The following is a 15,036-nucleotide window of genomic DNA, read 5'->3' on the forward strand; positions in this document are numbered from 1 at the left end:
CGGGCAATTGTCCGGCTAAATTTTTTTTAAAAAGAGAATAAAGAAATGATAGAATAAAAATAACACGAATTTAGAGAGGAGTATGAACATTTGTTAACTTCCGAAAATACTGTAGTCGGTTTTATTGGTCTTGGTGTCATGGGGAAAAGTATGGCAGGACATATTCTTAAGAGCGGTTATCCGCTTGTGGTATATACACGAACAAAGAATAAGGCAGAAGAACTTTTGGAAAAAGGTGCAGAATGGGCTGATTCACCTAAAGAAATTGCAAAGAAAGCTGATGTCATGATTACGATTGTAGGATATCCTTCTGATGTGGAAGAAGTTTATCTTGGAGAAAAGGGGATTATTCATCATGCTAAACAAGGAAGCTATCTCATTGATATGACGACTTCAACTCCCACACTTGCAGTGAGAATTTTTGAGGAAGCAAAAAAGAAAGGGTTAAAAGCACTCGATGCTCCTGTATCAGGCGGTGATATCGGCGCAAGGGAAGGAAAACTGTCAATCATGGTAGGGGGAGATTATGAAGATTTTGTGGCTGTTAAACCAATCTTAAGTCTCCTCGGCACTAATATTGTATATCAAGGAAAAGCCGGTTCCGGCCAGCACACAAAAATGTGCAACCAAATTGCCATTGCATCAAACATGATTGGTGTTTGTGAAGCAATCGCATACGCTGAAAGAGCAGGATTGAATCCGGAGAATGTTTTAAAAAGCATTGCTTCAGGTGCAGCAGGCAGCTGGTCACTTTCTAATCTGGCGCCAAGAATGATTGATGGAAATTTTGAACCCGGCTTTTACATAAAGCATTTTATAAAAGATATGAATATTGCCCTTGAAGAAGCGGAAAAGTTGGGTCTTAAAGCACCTGGACTATCCTTGGCAAAATCTCTTTATTCCCGATTAGCTGAAAAAGGAGAAGAAAACAGCGGCACTCATGCTCTTTACAAGTATTACAACGACAACGAAACTGTTTAAAGCGTTCAAAAATAATCTATGCCAGAAATGTCATAAGCTCTCTGTATAATCGATCCTTCATTTTTTTATATTAAGGTTAAGGAGGATTGAGAGCTATGGCAAAAAAGACAAAAAAGAATGACCCACAGCAAAAAAACAAAAAGGGATTTGATTCTGCGGTATTAAACCAGGAATTTGCTCATGAATTCGGCAGTGCTGCAACGAATAAGATTCATAAAGATAAAGCAAAAAAAGAGAAGGCATCAAAAAACAACGGAGAGTATAACAAATGATAAAAAAATCAGGCAGCTGCCTGATTTTTTTATTTACTCATTTCCATCATATAGTTTTCAATCCTATTAAGTCCTTCTTCCAAAGTCTCCATTGAATAAGCAAAGGAAAGCCGGAAGTATCCTTCGCCTAAATTAGAAAACGCACTTCCCGGAACAACGGCAACTTTTGCTTCATGTGCAAGAGATAAAGCAAAATCAAAAGATTTCATACCGGAAACGGGAATTTTCACAAAGAAATAAAACGCGCCTTCCGGTTTTACAACATCAAATCCCATTTTTATCAGTCTGTTGTAAACGTAATCGCGCCTTTTTTTATACTCGGCTCTCATTGGCAGCGCATCATCAATACCAGCAGTCAGCGCTTCTAATGCAGCCATTTGTGATATAGAAGTAGCGCAAGTAACGTTATATTGGTGAACTTTTAAAATATGTTTTGCAATATTATCTGAAGTAAACAGCAGCCCGATTCTCCAACCTGTCATGGAGTGGGATTTTGACAGCCCGTTAATCACGATCGTCTTTTCTTTTAAAAACTTTGCAATCGAGATATGCGGTCTTTCATAGACAAGTTCACTGTAGATTTCATCAGCAAGGATAAAAATATCCTTATCACGCAGCAACTCTGAAATTTCGTATAATTCTTTTTCCGATAGGCTGATTCCTGTAGGATTGGATGGATAAGGCAATACGATGCATCGTGTTCTATTTGTTATGTATGATTTTATAACATCAGCCGTCATTTTGAAATCGTTCGTCGTTGTATCGGCGTAAACTGGTTTTGCTCCTGAAAGGCGAATGATTGGCTCGTAACCGGGATAAACAGGCCCCGGCAATATGACTTCAGTGTCCCAGTCTAAAATGGTTCTGAACGCGATGTCAATTGCCTCGCTTGCGCCCGCGGTGATGATCACCTCAGAATCGGGATCATAGACAACATCGTATTTTTTTAAATAGTACTCTGCGGCAGCTTTTCTTAGCTCGATCATGCCTGCATTATGAGTATACGTTGTAAAGTCATCATGAATCGCTTTTATTCCGGCAGCTTTTACATGCTCTGGAGTCGGAAAATCAGGCTGGCCGATTGTTAATGAAATCATCCCTTCTGTTCCGGCAACCATATTAAAAAATTTACGAATTCCTGAAATTTCAATGTTTGCTGCCCTGTCATTTATTAAATGTTCCACCTTGTTCATCCTTTCCGGGCTTATTTTCAGATGTATCTTGATTTTATATGATAAATCAGAATAACAAAAGAACTTTACAGAAAACAAAAAACCTCCCGATTACTCGGGAGGAATCTATCATAAAGCGATCTCTTAGTATCCATAGTCCCAATCAATCTCATCTTCGTGCCAAAATACAGGTGAAACAGTTCCAAAGTCGACAATTTTGTTTTCAAGCTTACAAATACAATGTTCACAGCCGCATTGGCTTTTGATTTCTTCATAAACAGTGTGTTCAACATCTTCAATAATTGTTACTGAATGGTCAGCTTGAAAAAGAATTGCCGTACCTTTCATAATAAAATCGCACCCTTCATTTTTTAAAATTGAAAAATATTTGTACTTGTTTTTTGTACGTTTGTATTTTAGTCCTCTTTTGTTCAAAGAACCAGATTCTCTTGTTAATGTTCACAAAAATGTCATTTTGTAAGCGTTTTCTAGAAGTTTGAGTTAAAAGGATTTTTGAAGAAAATTGGAATATTTCTGATTAATAACATGTTATAATGTATATGTAAAATCAAACTGACGATTGGGGGATAATGAATGGGTACAATTTTAGAGCAACAGCCTTATGAGGAGAAGAAAGAATACGGAGGTTTTTGGATCCGCTTTGCTGCATATTTAATTGACAGCATCATTTTAGGGATACCTTTGACAATTTTATCGTTTATTATCTCAGTGGTCTTTTTTGGGGCGTCCGGTGCTTTTGATGCGGCACTGACTGATCCAAATTATTGGGAACAGGATCCCGCGGATGCAGGAGCAAGTGCTTTTATTGGCGCTTACCTTGTAAGCATACTCGTTAACTTAATCGTAACTATCTTATATTTTGCAGGATTGCATTCGTCAAAATGGCAAGCGACAATTGGAAAAAATCTGCTCGGTCTGAAAGTAACTGATATGGATGGAAATCGGATTTCTTTTGGGCGTGCACTCGGACGCTATTTAGCAATGGCGTTTTTATCTTCCATTTTATTGATTGGCTATATCATTGCTGCTTTTACAGAGAAAAAGCAAGCCCTCCATGATTTAATTGCCCGAACAGTCGTTGTAAAAAAATAAAACTGTACTAATATTTTTAATCATAAAAAATACTGCACCGTTCAGAATGGTGCAGTATTATTATTTTTGAATGATTTTCAGTTTGTAAAAATTTTGTAAAGATAAAGGATATCTTTCGCATACAATGGAAATATAGATATATTTTTTAATAAGGAGTTGACAAAGGTGGAACCGCTTGAAAAACCTGCTGGTGCTGGAATAAATCGTACGAATCAGTGGAGCCTTTATTTTTCATTGCCAATTTTATCGTGGGCACTTTATGACTTTGCCAACACAATTTTTTCATCAAATATTAATACAATTTTCTATCCGTTATATTTAAAGGAAGTAATCGGTGAAAATGAGGTTTTAAATCAAATTGCAAGCACTTTTGTATCATATTCAAACGCGGTTGCAAGCTTTTTTCTTGTTCTATTTTCACCATTATTTGGGGTTATGATTGACCGGACTGGCCGAAAGAAGAAATACATCGTTCCTTTTACATTAATTGCAGCGGCTTCCACCGTGTTAATGGGAGTGTTCGGAGGCCGGCAGCTGTCAGGACAATTGCTTGGGCTTCCGGTTTCTCTGGCCCTTGTCATTTTGCTTTTTATTATTGCAAAATTCTTTTATCATTCGAGCCTTGTTTTTTATGATTCGATGATTTCTGATTTAGCAGCGAAGGAGGATATCCCGCTAATTTCCGGATTTGGGGTTGCAGTTGGGTATATCGGAACACTCGTAGGTTTGACTGTATATCCGTTAGTCGGGGATGACGGTTTTCATGAAGCATTTATTCCGACAGGAGTCTTGTTTTTACTGTTTTCGTTGCCGCTGTTCTTCTTTGTAAAAGATAAGCCTCATCCTGAGCAAAAGAAAGAGTCATTTTTGTCGGGATATAAAGAAATTTATAAAACATTTAAAGAAATGCGTCTCTATAAACCTACTTTCCTTTTTATGATTGCTTATTTCTTCTTAAATGATGCCATTGCAACATCAATTGCCATGATGGCTGTGTATGCAAAAGCGATCGTAGGCTTTACGACCGGAAAATTTATCTTGCTGTACCTTGTCTCAACAGTTTCGAGTATTATCGGCTCTTTTATTTTCGGTTATGTAACAAAAGCAAAAGGTGCAAACAAATCAGTAAAGTATGTAGGGAGCCTCCTGTTCGCAGCACTGTTGATCGCAACATTTGCTGTAAATGAAGCCATGTTCTGGGCTGCGGGAAGCATGTTCGGGATTGCGCTCGGTTCCATGTGGGTAACAACGAGAACGTATATCGTTGAATTGACACCTGTGGAAAAAAGAGGGCAATTCTTCGGGTTATTTGCTTTTTCCGGCAAAGTCTCTTCCATTATCGGGCCTTTCTTGTACGGTACGATTACACTTGTTTTTGCTGATTTCGGCAATCTCGCAAGCAGGCTGGCCATCGGCTCGTTAATGATTTTGACGATTTTCGGACTGTGGTTCCATGCAAAAATTCCAAAAGCAGAATAAACTAGCCAATTTAGTAAATTGCCCGTTTAAAACGGGTTATTTTTATGGCTTCTGAAAATTAGAACAGTTAATGAATTTTTATATAACTGATAAGAATTTATTTCCATTCATGTTATATTATTTTATATCATTCTATTATTTTGAAATGGAAGGGCGAACAAGGAATGGAAAACAAAAAAGGAATTTTATTGGAAAGCGGTACAAATGAAGTGGAAATCGTTGAATTTGGAATTAGCATGAATAAATTTGGCATAAATGTTATTAAGGTAAAGGAAATCATAAATCCGGCACATGTTACTCCAGTACCCCATGCACATAAAAATGTTGAAGGCATTATCGAGTTAAGAGGAGAGGTTTTGCCTGTAGTGGACGTAGCACAAGCCCTCGGTTTCCCGCCATCCGAACATCCCGAACAAGATAAGTTTATCGTTGCCGAATTTAATAAACAAAAAATCGTTTTCCATGTACATAATGTAACACAAATTCACAGAGTATCATGGGATCAAATTGAAAAGCCGTCCGAAATGTATCAAGGGGCTGACAGCCAGATTATTGGGGTCATCAAACTGAATGGAGAAATGGTGCTTTTGCTCGATTTTGAAAAAATCGTTCTGGATATAAATCCTCAATTAGGCATCAATGTCCAGCAAATTAAAAAGCTTGGGAAACGGGAACGCTCAAGTAAACGGCTTCTTGTAGCTGAAGATTCTCCTCTGTTAAGAAAATTATTGCATGATACATTAGCAGAAGCAGGATTTGAAATGATTGAGTTTTTTGAGAACGGACGGGATGCGTGGCAATATTTAGAAAATCTTGTTCAGTCCGGGAAGGATATTGCCAAGGAAATTCAATTGATTATCACGGATATTGAAATGCCTCAGATGGACGGGCACCATCTGACAAAACGGGTTAAAACTCATCCTGAGCTTTCAAAAGTGCCTGTTATCATTTTCTCATCTTTAATTACAGAAGATCTTCGCCATAAAGGACAAATGGTTGGGGCTGATGCACAGGTTAGCAAACCGGATATAGCGGAACTTGTATTATTGATTGATAAATTCGTATTGTGAAAAAGCCGATTGCCGGCTTTTTTCTTTTTGCTTAATAACTTTCTCCTAGTTTTTTAAAGACAGGTTTTTGATAGCTGCGAGTTTTTTTCGGTTCTTTATTTATTTCTTTTAAGCCTGTATAAGATTGCAAAAGTTTTTTTGCCTGGTTTAAAGATAAGCGGGATTTTGGATTGCGGACGTTTTGGTTTAAATGACCCAAGTGAGGCAGTAATTTCATGTCATTTTTGGACGGTGGAATATGAAAGGAATAATCCCCGCAAACAACAAGGACGGCTGACTGCTGCTGACTGAATTTCGGGTTTTGTGAAAAATGAAGTCCGACTTTTTCTGCTTTTCCTTCTGAGATCAATTTTTTTAGAGCTTCATGTTTGAGTTTATATAAATATTTTGGGTTTGGGGCAGTTTTTGCATGACGGTTTACAGTAAATATGGCTTGTGCGAGGTTTTCAATTGTTGAATCTAAAGGGGGATGACTGCTGTTTGTCCTGTTCAAAATAAAAGCTCCTTTCATAATTATTGAGGGAATAACTTTATTATATACCATTTTCTGTACTTTTGGAAAGAATACGTTTTCATTTATTTTTTGTTTAAGAACCGAATATTATGTCATGCTATACTATCTTTATAAAAATATAGGGTCTGACTTCCCCCAACAATGATGATTCTATATAGAATAGTTTTTTAGTGATTGACTATATGTTGCATTGGAGGAGTCTGACTCTCCTTTTAAAAAGAAATGAATACTCTTGTACCGTTTGGAACGGTTCTTGCCAATTCCAATACATCTTTGTTGTACATTCTTATACATCCTTTTGATACTGCTTTTCCAATAGATGAAGGGTCGTTTGTGCCATGAATTCCATACCCCGTTTTGGAAAGTGAAAGCCACATTACACCATATGGGCCGCCGGGATTTGGTTCCCGGTTTACAATGACATATTCACCTTGAGGGGTTCCGGATAAAATTTTTCCAATAGCAATGGGATAAGTCTTTACGAGCTGCACGTTTTTAAATAATCGTAATTTTCGCTGATTCAAAGAAACTCTGATTTCAAATGGTATGGTATTAGGATCGGGAAGCCCGGGAATGTTGATGACTTGACCTGGCGCGATCATATTTGGGTTAATAATTGCTGGATTTGCAGCAAGTAATGTTTGTAATGGAATTCGGAAATTGCGGGCAATGATCGCCAATGTTTCACCGGGCTTTACTTTGTAGTACACAATATCACACCCTTATTTTTAGTATTCATTTATTTTATGAAGACCTTAATACTCAGAATGAGGAGACGAAAATTAAAACATAAAGGGATTGAGAATGCAATTGATCAATTCGTATTTTTGTAACTAAAGGAAAAAGCAGCTGAATTTGAAATTTAAAGCTGCTTTTATGAATCTGTTGAAAGAGTAAAGACTGTCAATTCGGGTTGTGATAAGAATCGAAAAGGCATTCTTGTCGTGCCAAGCCCCCGATTGACATATAGTGTTAACTGCTCTGCGGTTCCCGTTTTGTAAAATCCTTCAATATATTTTTCGGCGAAAGGAGGTGTTATAAGTGCTCCAATAAGAGGAATTTGCACCTGACCTCCGTGGCTGTGGCCGCTTAATTGAAGGTGGATATTGAAGGAAGAGGCCGCGTCTGCCAAGTCTGGTGCATGAGAAAGAAGGATCGTGAAAGCACTCTTGGGGATGCTGCTTACTGCTTTGTTTATATCAGGCTTTCCGAGCATTGCATCATCAATCCCGGCAATAAATATTTTGCTGCCATCAAGCAAACGAATTTCATGTGATTGATTTTGAAGGATTTTAAAACCTGATTGTACCATGATCTTCATATAGATGTCTGATCCATACCCGCCGTGATCATGGTTTCCGTAAATGGAAAATTTACCGAAAGGGGCATGAAGGCGGCTTAATAATGGGGCAATTTTATCAATTTCGGAAAATTTATTCGGTTCATCCATTAAATCGCCTGTAAAAAAAATAACATCCGGCTTTAGGGAATTAATTTTTGAAATTAATTTCTCAAACTGGGTTAAATTATACTGGAAGCCTAAATGAGTGTCACTGAACTGAACAATTTTAAATCCGTTGAATCCTTTAGGAATTGAACGATGATGAAAAGTATAATTGTTTATCTTTAGCATTTTTGGTTCAATTTCCCGGGCATAAAAATATCCGCCCGACCCTGCAGCAACTGCGGCAAAAATAATCCTAAAAATTCTTTTAAAAAATCCTCTTCTTGTTACGTTCTTGGACATAAAATCTCCAACCTATTTTTAATATACCTTATATATACTAACAAACTCCATCTCAAAAAAGAAGTATATTCTAACATATATCTCAATTCCCGTTTTTTGTACTAAAAAAATTTTTTCTCCAATGTTGCCGCTTATATGAAAGGCGAGTGCATTGCAATGGATGGCCGGACGATGGCTCAATCAACATCTATTTTAAACAAAGCAAAGGGTCAGATCACTCCTCCAATACAACAAATAGACAAGCAAAAACACAGCCATTCTATTTATTGTCATTGTTGGAGGGAATCAGACCCTAATGAGTCAGTCCTATTTTTTATTCATAACTTACAGCTCTTTGTTTAAGAGCTTTCCATGAATCAATGAAACGATTTTTGTTTACCCTTACTTGTTTTTTTCCGGATAGAGGATCGTTCAAATAGACATTTTGGCTATCATATCCAACAAGTACGACAACATGTAAATCTAAAGGAGTTTTGATGGTTTGTTTTTCGTGTCTCCATGATTCCCATCTGTCCGGAAGACGGTAATCCCCGGTTGTCCAAACGACAACAGGATATCCTTTCGACACATGTGAAAGGATTTCAACAAAAGGCCGATTGGTTAAATTTTTGGCTCTTCCGGGAAGGTACGTGTTGATTAAATCCACCATTGGTTTATCAAAGACAGCATATCCTGCATTTCTGCCAGTCATGTCACCAACAAAACCAACTCCCGGGTCTCCCCACCTTATAATATCGCCCGTTTTTGACCGTATAAGCGGATCGGGATCCTTCTTTATTTTTCTGTACAAATCCATTTTGTTTACCTTGATACCCGCATATTGCAGCATCATCGTAAGGCTGGTTACTTCGCAGCCATACTTTAATTCCGGATTTTGTTTTATTAATGGTACGTTAAGCAATTGTTTTTGTAAAATATTTTCTTTTTTAGGCTCCCTCTTCATTATGGTTTGTACACGAACTTGATGTTCTGTTTTGTTTTCAGATTCTTTTTCAATAACAGATTGGTTCGTATTAAGAGGCATGTTTTGTTTTTCAGCATTTTCAAAATGGCTGCAGCCGAGCAACGGGAAGAGGACTGCAATGAAATGAATTTTTTTCACTTCAATCCACCTCCATCCGGCTTATCAGTAGTTTTTGCTTAATAATCTGCATTATGAGGCAGTATTTTAGGTATGATTCCCTTGAATTTCTAGTATGTCAGAAATTATTTGCAATACGGCTGAAAGGAATTTTTATTTAAATAATGATAAAATGATGGTAATGAAAGGTATGGAGGTACTGCCAATGGATGCGTTGGATATATTAACCAATTTAGATAACGTTATTCCTTATTTTCAACCAATATTCAGTGCAGATGAACATAAAGTCATCGGTTACGAAATATTAGGAAGGTATAAAAGTGAATCGGAAATAATCAGCCTTGGACCTTTTTTTCATGATCATCACATTCCTGAAGAATACAGACTTGAAGTAGATAATACCGTTTTAACGAAAGCGCTGGAAAAAGCAATTTCCTTGGATCATGATGTTCTTTTGTTTGTTAACAGGGATGCAGAACTCTTAATGCATGATAATGGTGAACATTTTCTTCAGCTTTTGCTTGAATATCAGCAAAAGGGAATAGCGCTTGAAAGAATCGTCCTCGAAATATCGGAACGAAATTATGAAGGCAGACCGGATCATCTCGACCATCTTTTGAATTATTACAAAACGTTCGGTTTAAAAATTGCGATTGATAAAATAGGAAATGATAGCAGCCATCTTGATCGAATTGGCCAGTTGTCTCCGGATATTTTAAAAGTAGATCTTGGAGCATTAAGATCAATAAATACTGGACCGTCATATCAGGCTATATTGTACTCATTGTCGCTTTTGGCAAGAAAAATCGGAGCTATGCTGCATTTTGAAAATATTGAAACCGCTTACCAGCTGCAATTTGCCTGGAAAAATGGAGGACGTTATTTTCAGGGCTTTTACTTACAAAAGCCATACGGTGAATTTATTTCAAGGGAACTGCTAAAAGAATGGCTAAAGAAGGAATTTCATCAATTCATTTCTTATGAAAAAAGGAAGCTTGAGGCATTATTTAACATTTCTGAGGAGTTTCAAGAAAAAGTACAAAATTTGCTTAATAAATTCAAAAAATATGAGGATTATACCGAATTGCTCTACTCTCTTGCCAAACAATTAGATGGGATCGCTTTTAGGATGTATATATGTGATGAAGATGGTTTCCAAAAATCACCTAACATCTTTAAAAAAGATAAGAACTGGATTTTGCAAAATGAATATTTGAAGAAAAATTGGAGTTGGCGTCCTTATTTTTTAGAAAACATTATTCGAATGAGGAATGAAAAAAAAGGACTTTTATCTGATTTATACAGTGATATTGAAACAGGTGAAACAATACGCACGTTCTCTTTTCCGTTAAACAACAAGGACTTTCTTTTTATCGACTTATCTTACAACTATTTGTATGAACATGAAGGATTGCTGTAAAAATATCGAAGCCAGACCCACGGAGAATAGAATTTTCATTAAAGCGGCAACTTAAGTGTAACAGTATGAAAAAGGAGGGATTCCTTTGAGTTTATTTATGACAATTCTTTTAGTTGCCGCAATCGGGGTTCTTGTTTTTGCATTCAGGTATACATGGAGCTTAGCGAAGGATCAGAAAAATAAAGGAGAGCTCGATTCTGAAATTCCCGGTCCGGTGCAAAGACACGCTTATATCAACAATCCAATTTTTCTGACATATTTGATTTTTTTTCTATTGCTTATTCTTACGATCATTTTTTCGGCTTTAGCTTATAATTGGTAAAAAGGAGGGCCGAACCCCCTTTTCGCAAAAAAAAGGTGTCGATAGGCGACACCTTTTTTATAAATTGAGAAGGCTTCTTAATTTTTCTAAATCAAACCCGGTAACAATTTTTTCTCCGATTACAACAGTTGGAGTAGAGTATGACTTGTATTTATTAATTAGTTCATCTCTTGCACGATTGTCTTTTTTAATATCTTTTTCATCGTATTCGATCTTATTGTCCTGCAAAAATGCTTTTACAACGGTACAAGTCGGACAGTCGGGCTGGCTATAAACAGTTATCTTTTCCAAAGTTTTATCCTCCATTAACTTTCATTAGAAGCAGTTATTGTTTCGTAAGATAATTCATTATTCCCATAGCACATATTTCGAAGTCAAGTGAAAGGATTTGAAATACAGTGTGGTTTGAAGGGATATTTTTGCCTGCCAAATATTCAGTCACTCGTTTCCTTAACCGGTCTTCTGTTTCACGCACCTGCATTTCCGTTGTTTCTTCCTGTTCAAACGCCAATTTCGCCTCTTCGAGAAAAACCGGGAGCCAGTAACGTATTTGCTTGTATACTTCATTAGGTTTATCAGATACACCGTAATGGCTAAAGAAAATATAGCGTAAGTCCATACTTTCAAACAGTTGCAGGGAAGCAAGCATTTTTTCCGGGTTAAACTGATTAGGCGATGTTGATGGCAAATATAACTCTACCCCGTCTCTTAAAAGCTCTTGATAAAAAACTCCTGCTGTATCACCTGTAAACATTCCATTTACACCCGGATGGTAAATACTGAAATGGTGATTTGAGTGTCCAGGTGTATCATAGAAGGTAAGTGTACATTTTTCGCTGATAGAAAGCGTTTCCTTATCTTTTTTGATGATCACTCTATTTTCCGGAACCGGAACAACCGGGTCAAATAAGGCATTAAATTTATCTCCGTATACGGCTTTTGCTCCGGCAATCAGCCTTTCGGGATTTATAAGGTGCCTTGCCCCTTTTTCATGAACGACAATTTTTGCGTTTGGACAGTGTTCTAATAATAAACCTGCTCCTCCCGCATGATCTAAATGTATATGTGTGACAATAATGTATTTTATATCTTCCGGTGAAAGGTTTAAGGATCGTAATCCTTCCAAGATAAATGGAACAGAAGGGCTTGCAGATGTTTCGATAATCGTTAAATCAGTTTCTGTCAGTACATATGTGCCTGTTCGTTCTTTCGTTCCTAAATCCATTGCATCAATTAAGAAAATATTATTTTCCACTTGTACAGGACTTTTCAAAAAAACACTTCCTTCAAAATTTTTTACTTGTACAAATACCTTTCATTATTTTATTCTGTTATTATTGGCATGTAAAGAGAAGCAATCGAATATTCAGAAACCATTCTTTTGGGATATAAAAACGAATATCGTGTAACCTAGTTATATCAGGTTTGTTTTTGTTTGAAAGGAGAGGGAGCATGTCACAGCTTCAAGGTATTTTGACAAGATTGAAAAATTTGCAGGACCAATCTGGCGGTTCAGAGCCTGCTCAAAGATTTTTTGAGGTGAATGGTGAAAGAAAGTGTCAGGTAACTTATCATCCAAAGACTGAAACATTTGAATTAGAAGTATATAACGATAAAGAAAAGCCAAAGAAATATCAATTTGATAACATTGATATGATTACAATCGAAATCTTTGATTTGATTCAGTAGAAAGGCTGAAATCAGGACCTATAACAGGTCCTTTTTTATTATCAACACACATAAAAACGCGCATGATCTAAAAACTGTGTTAAAATGAGGTTATATTTACAACAATTTATGAGGGGTTTTTTGTGATGATAAGTCGGGACAGCGGGGAGTTTTTAAATTTTAGTATTAAAGATTTGATGATTCCTTCAGAACGTGTTGCCCATGTACAAATCGGAAATAATTTGGAACATGCACTGCTGGTTTTAACAAAAAGTGGATATTCAGCGATTCCTGTACTTGATCCGCATTATAAGTTGCATGGATTAATCAGTCAACCGATTATCATGGATTCAATTCTTGGCCTTGAACGGATAGAGTTTGAACAACTGGAAAAGAAACGTGTTGAAGAAGTCATGAATAAATCAATACCGTGTTTAAGGATTGATAGTTCTAGTCATTCTTCGTTGGAACTTCTTGTCGACCATCCGTTCTTATGCATTGTTGATCATGAGGGATATTTTGAAGGAATCTTAACGAGAAGAAGTGTTCTGCAACGGCTAAACAAATTTCTTTACAGATCACACAATCATTAGCTCCATTTAAGGGGCTGTATTTTTTTCTGCCGCTTTAAATGGGATATATTTTCAGGGGTGATATGGTTGGGAGAAGCCGTAAATAAACAAGTAACAAATTCACTAGCAAACCGTAACACTAAGCGGCCTTTTGTTCTTGCTTCAGTTATGCTTGCTATGTTTATGGGAGCAATTGAAGCGACGATCATATCGACTGCCATGCCGTCAATTGTGGGTGACCTAGGCGGATTTTCTCAATATAGCTGGGTTTTTTCGTCTTATTTAATGATGAATGCAGTTACGGTACTTATTTACGGGAAATTATCCGACCTGTTTGGCCGAAAGCCGATCATGACTTTTGGCATTATTGTTTTTCTAATCGGTTCCGTGCTGTGCGGTTTGGCAGAGTCGATGTCAATGCTCATTGTTTTTCGCTTTATTCAAGGTTTTGGTGCCGGAGCAGTGATTCCGATTGCAACAACGATAATAGGAGATATTTATACAAAGGAAGAAAGAGCTCGTATTCAAGGATATTTGTCAAGTGTTTGGGGGATTTCTGCTATTACCGGTCCGGCTCTTGGCGGATTGCTTGTGGAATTTGTCAGCTGGAGATATGTCTTTTGGATCAATATCCCGCTCGGACTTTTGGCGATTGCCGGTATATGGTTCTTTTTGCATGAAAAAGTTGAAAAGAAAAAAACGGATATTGACTATCTTGGTGCCATTTTACTTTCCGTATCGATAACTGCTTTAATGATTGTCCTTGTAGAAGGGGGCACCCGTTGGCCATGGACTTCTCTTGAAGTAATTAGCTTGTTAACTGTGAGCTTTATTGCTTTTGTATTTTTTATATTCCAGGAAAAGAGAACTTTAGAGCCGATGATGCCTTTTAGTATTTGGAAAGAACGCCCTATTTTTATCGCTAATATAGTATCTTTGACAACCGGTATTATGCTTATTGGCATCTCGAGTTTTTTGCCTGCCTTTGTCCAAGGGGTAATGGAGCGGTCTCCAATTGTCGCCGGATTTACACTTACGGCGATGTCGATCGGATGGCCGATTGCATCAACAATGGCAGGAAGACTATTGTTAAGAATCGGCTTTAGAAAAACATCTGTTATCGGAGGAATCTTCTTAATCCTCGGAAGTATAATGTTAGTTACTTTATCACCGAATGCTGGTCCGATATGGGCTGCCGCCGGTTCATTTCTCTTTGGAATCGGCATGGGGCTAACATCAACGTCATTCATTGTATCGATACAGAGTACCGTAAGCTGGAAACAAAGAGGGGTTGCAACAGCCGCAAATTTGTTTATGCGCAATCTCGGGAACACAATTGGAGCTGCCCTTCTCGGGGGGATATTGAATCTCAAACTAAATGAATTTTTTCAAGAAAACGGAGGAAATTTGGTTCGAAATGCTACGGTTGATTCAGTCAATCGTTTACTGAATGAATCCGAAAGAAGCAGGCTTCCAGAGCAGATAAGGGAATTGCTGCAGGAAGGTTTAACAAATTCCCTTCATTTTGTTTATTTTGCCGTTCTGTTTTTTGCAATGATCAGCTTTATTCTCATCTCTTTTCTTCCAAAAAATGACGATAGCTCCGGTTCATAATAATTAATAAT

Annotated in this window: 18 protein-coding genes; 10 read left to right on the forward strand and 8 right to left on the reverse strand. The window is 37.2% G+C overall.

From position 1 onward, the window contains the following. Positions 1–90: 90 nt before the first annotated feature. Positions 91–981 (forward strand): NAD(P)-dependent oxidoreductase, encoded by an 891-nt coding sequence (locus C0966_RS02925; RefSeq protein ID WP_274853704.1) that lies wholly within the window; start codon positions 91–93, stop codon positions 979–981. A gap of 95 nt (positions 982–1,076) precedes the next feature. Then, entirely contained in the window at positions 1,077–1,253 is a 177-nt protein-coding gene (locus C0966_RS02930) for a hypothetical protein (RefSeq protein WP_274853705.1), read from the forward strand. Positions 1,254–1,282: 29 nt separating this feature from the next. Here C0966_RS02930 and C0966_RS02935 read toward each other — a convergent pair whose 3' ends face one another. Beyond that, the gene (locus C0966_RS02935; RefSeq protein ID WP_274853706.1) at positions 1,283–2,437 is read right to left on the reverse strand and encodes an aminotransferase A; all 1,155 of its coding nucleotides are present in this window, start codon (positions 2,435–2,437) and stop codon (positions 1,283–1,285) included. 132 nt (positions 2,438–2,569) lie between these two features. Next, positions 2,570–2,773: a hypothetical protein gene (locus tag C0966_RS02940; protein ID WP_274853707.1), complete on the reverse strand. Its 204-nt coding sequence runs from the start codon at positions 2,771–2,773 to the stop codon at positions 2,570–2,572. A 246-nt stretch (positions 2,774–3,019) separates the two neighbouring features. Between C0966_RS02940 and C0966_RS02945 the strand changes: the two genes are divergently transcribed. The 3 genes from C0966_RS02945 to C0966_RS02955 all read left to right on the forward strand — a co-directional run bounded on the left by C0966_RS02945 (position 3,020) and on the right by C0966_RS02955 (position 6,087). Next, positions 3,020–3,538 carry an RDD family protein gene (locus C0966_RS02945; RefSeq protein ID WP_274853708.1) on the forward strand — a complete coding sequence of 173 codons (519 nt, stop codon included), beginning with the start codon at positions 3,020–3,022 and terminating at the stop codon, positions 3,536–3,538. A 165-nt stretch (positions 3,539–3,703) separates the two neighbouring features. Further along, positions 3,704–5,017: an MFS transporter gene (locus C0966_RS02950; RefSeq protein WP_274853709.1), complete on the forward strand. Its 1,314-nt coding sequence runs from the start codon at positions 3,704–3,706 to the stop codon at positions 5,015–5,017. A gap of 164 nt (positions 5,018–5,181) precedes the next feature. Beyond that, a complete protein-coding gene (locus C0966_RS02955; protein WP_274853710.1) occupies positions 5,182–6,087 on the forward strand; it encodes a chemotaxis protein CheV in 906 nt (301 codons plus the stop codon). Between the two features lie 31 nt (positions 6,088–6,118). On the opposite strand, the gene C0966_RS02960 is transcribed toward C0966_RS02955, so the two are convergent. From C0966_RS02960 to C0966_RS02975, 4 genes are all read right to left on the reverse strand, one after another. Further along, on the reverse strand, positions 6,119–6,598 hold the full coding sequence (locus C0966_RS02960; protein ID WP_274855696.1) for a YkyB family protein: 480 nt from the start codon (positions 6,596–6,598) through the stop codon (positions 6,119–6,121). 215 nt (positions 6,599–6,813) lie between these two features. Beyond that, positions 6,814–7,314: a L,D-transpeptidase family protein gene (locus C0966_RS02965; RefSeq protein WP_274855699.1), complete on the reverse strand. Its 501-nt coding sequence runs from the start codon at positions 7,312–7,314 to the stop codon at positions 6,814–6,816. Between the two features lie 161 nt (positions 7,315–7,475). Beyond that, entirely contained in the window at positions 7,476–8,348 is an 873-nt protein-coding gene (locus tag C0966_RS02970; RefSeq protein WP_274853711.1) for a metallophosphoesterase, read from the reverse strand. Between the two features lie 313 nt (positions 8,349–8,661). Continuing rightward, the gene (locus C0966_RS02975) at positions 8,662–9,450 is read right to left on the reverse strand and encodes a C39 family peptidase (protein WP_274853712.1); all 789 of its coding nucleotides are present in this window, start codon (positions 9,448–9,450) and stop codon (positions 8,662–8,664) included. 184 nt (positions 9,451–9,634) lie between these two features. On the opposite strand from C0966_RS02975, the gene C0966_RS02980 reads away from it, so the two are divergent. Both C0966_RS02980 and C0966_RS02985 read left to right on the forward strand, forming a co-directional pair. Continuing rightward, positions 9,635–10,849, forward strand: a complete 1,215-nt coding sequence (locus tag C0966_RS02980; RefSeq protein ID WP_274853713.1) for an EAL domain-containing protein — start codon at positions 9,635–9,637, stop codon at positions 10,847–10,849. A gap of 85 nt (positions 10,850–10,934) precedes the next feature. Continuing rightward, positions 10,935–11,171, forward strand: coding sequence for a hypothetical protein (locus tag C0966_RS02985; RefSeq protein ID WP_274853714.1), 237 nt, complete (start codon positions 10,935–10,937; stop codon positions 11,169–11,171). Between the two features lie 57 nt (positions 11,172–11,228). On the opposite strand, the gene C0966_RS02990 is transcribed toward C0966_RS02985, so the two are convergent. Both C0966_RS02990 and C0966_RS02995 read right to left on the reverse strand, forming a co-directional pair. Further along, positions 11,229–11,462 carry a glutaredoxin family protein gene (locus C0966_RS02990; RefSeq protein ID WP_274853715.1) on the reverse strand — a complete coding sequence of 78 codons (234 nt, stop codon included), beginning with the start codon at positions 11,460–11,462 and terminating at the stop codon, positions 11,229–11,231. A gap of 34 nt (positions 11,463–11,496) precedes the next feature. After that, entirely contained in the window at positions 11,497–12,444 is a 948-nt protein-coding gene (locus C0966_RS02995) for an MBL fold metallo-hydrolase (RefSeq protein WP_274853716.1), read from the reverse strand. A 179-nt stretch (positions 12,445–12,623) separates the two neighbouring features. Here C0966_RS02995 and C0966_RS03000 point away from each other — a divergent pair, with 179 nt between their 5' ends. The 3 genes from C0966_RS03000 (at position 12,624) to C0966_RS03010 (ending at position 15,025) form a co-directional block, all read left to right on the forward strand. Beyond that, a complete protein-coding gene (locus C0966_RS03000; RefSeq protein ID WP_003348739.1) occupies positions 12,624–12,860 on the forward strand; it encodes a YkuJ family protein in 237 nt (78 codons plus the stop codon). Positions 12,861–12,985: 125 nt separating this feature from the next. Further along, a complete protein-coding gene (gene cbpB, locus C0966_RS03005; protein ID WP_274855700.1) occupies positions 12,986–13,432 on the forward strand; it encodes a cyclic-di-AMP-binding protein CbpB in 447 nt (148 codons plus the stop codon). Positions 13,433–13,498: 66 nt separating this feature from the next. After that, positions 13,499–15,025, forward strand: coding sequence for an MDR family MFS transporter (locus C0966_RS03010; protein WP_274853718.1), 1,527 nt, complete (start codon positions 13,499–13,501; stop codon positions 15,023–15,025). Positions 15,026–15,036: the final 11 nt, after the last annotated feature.

The sequence above is a fragment of the Bacillus methanolicus genome (genome assembly GCF_028888695.1).
GTDB lineage: Bacteria > Bacillota > Bacilli > Bacillales > Cytobacillaceae > Bacillus_Z > Bacillus_Z methanolicus_B.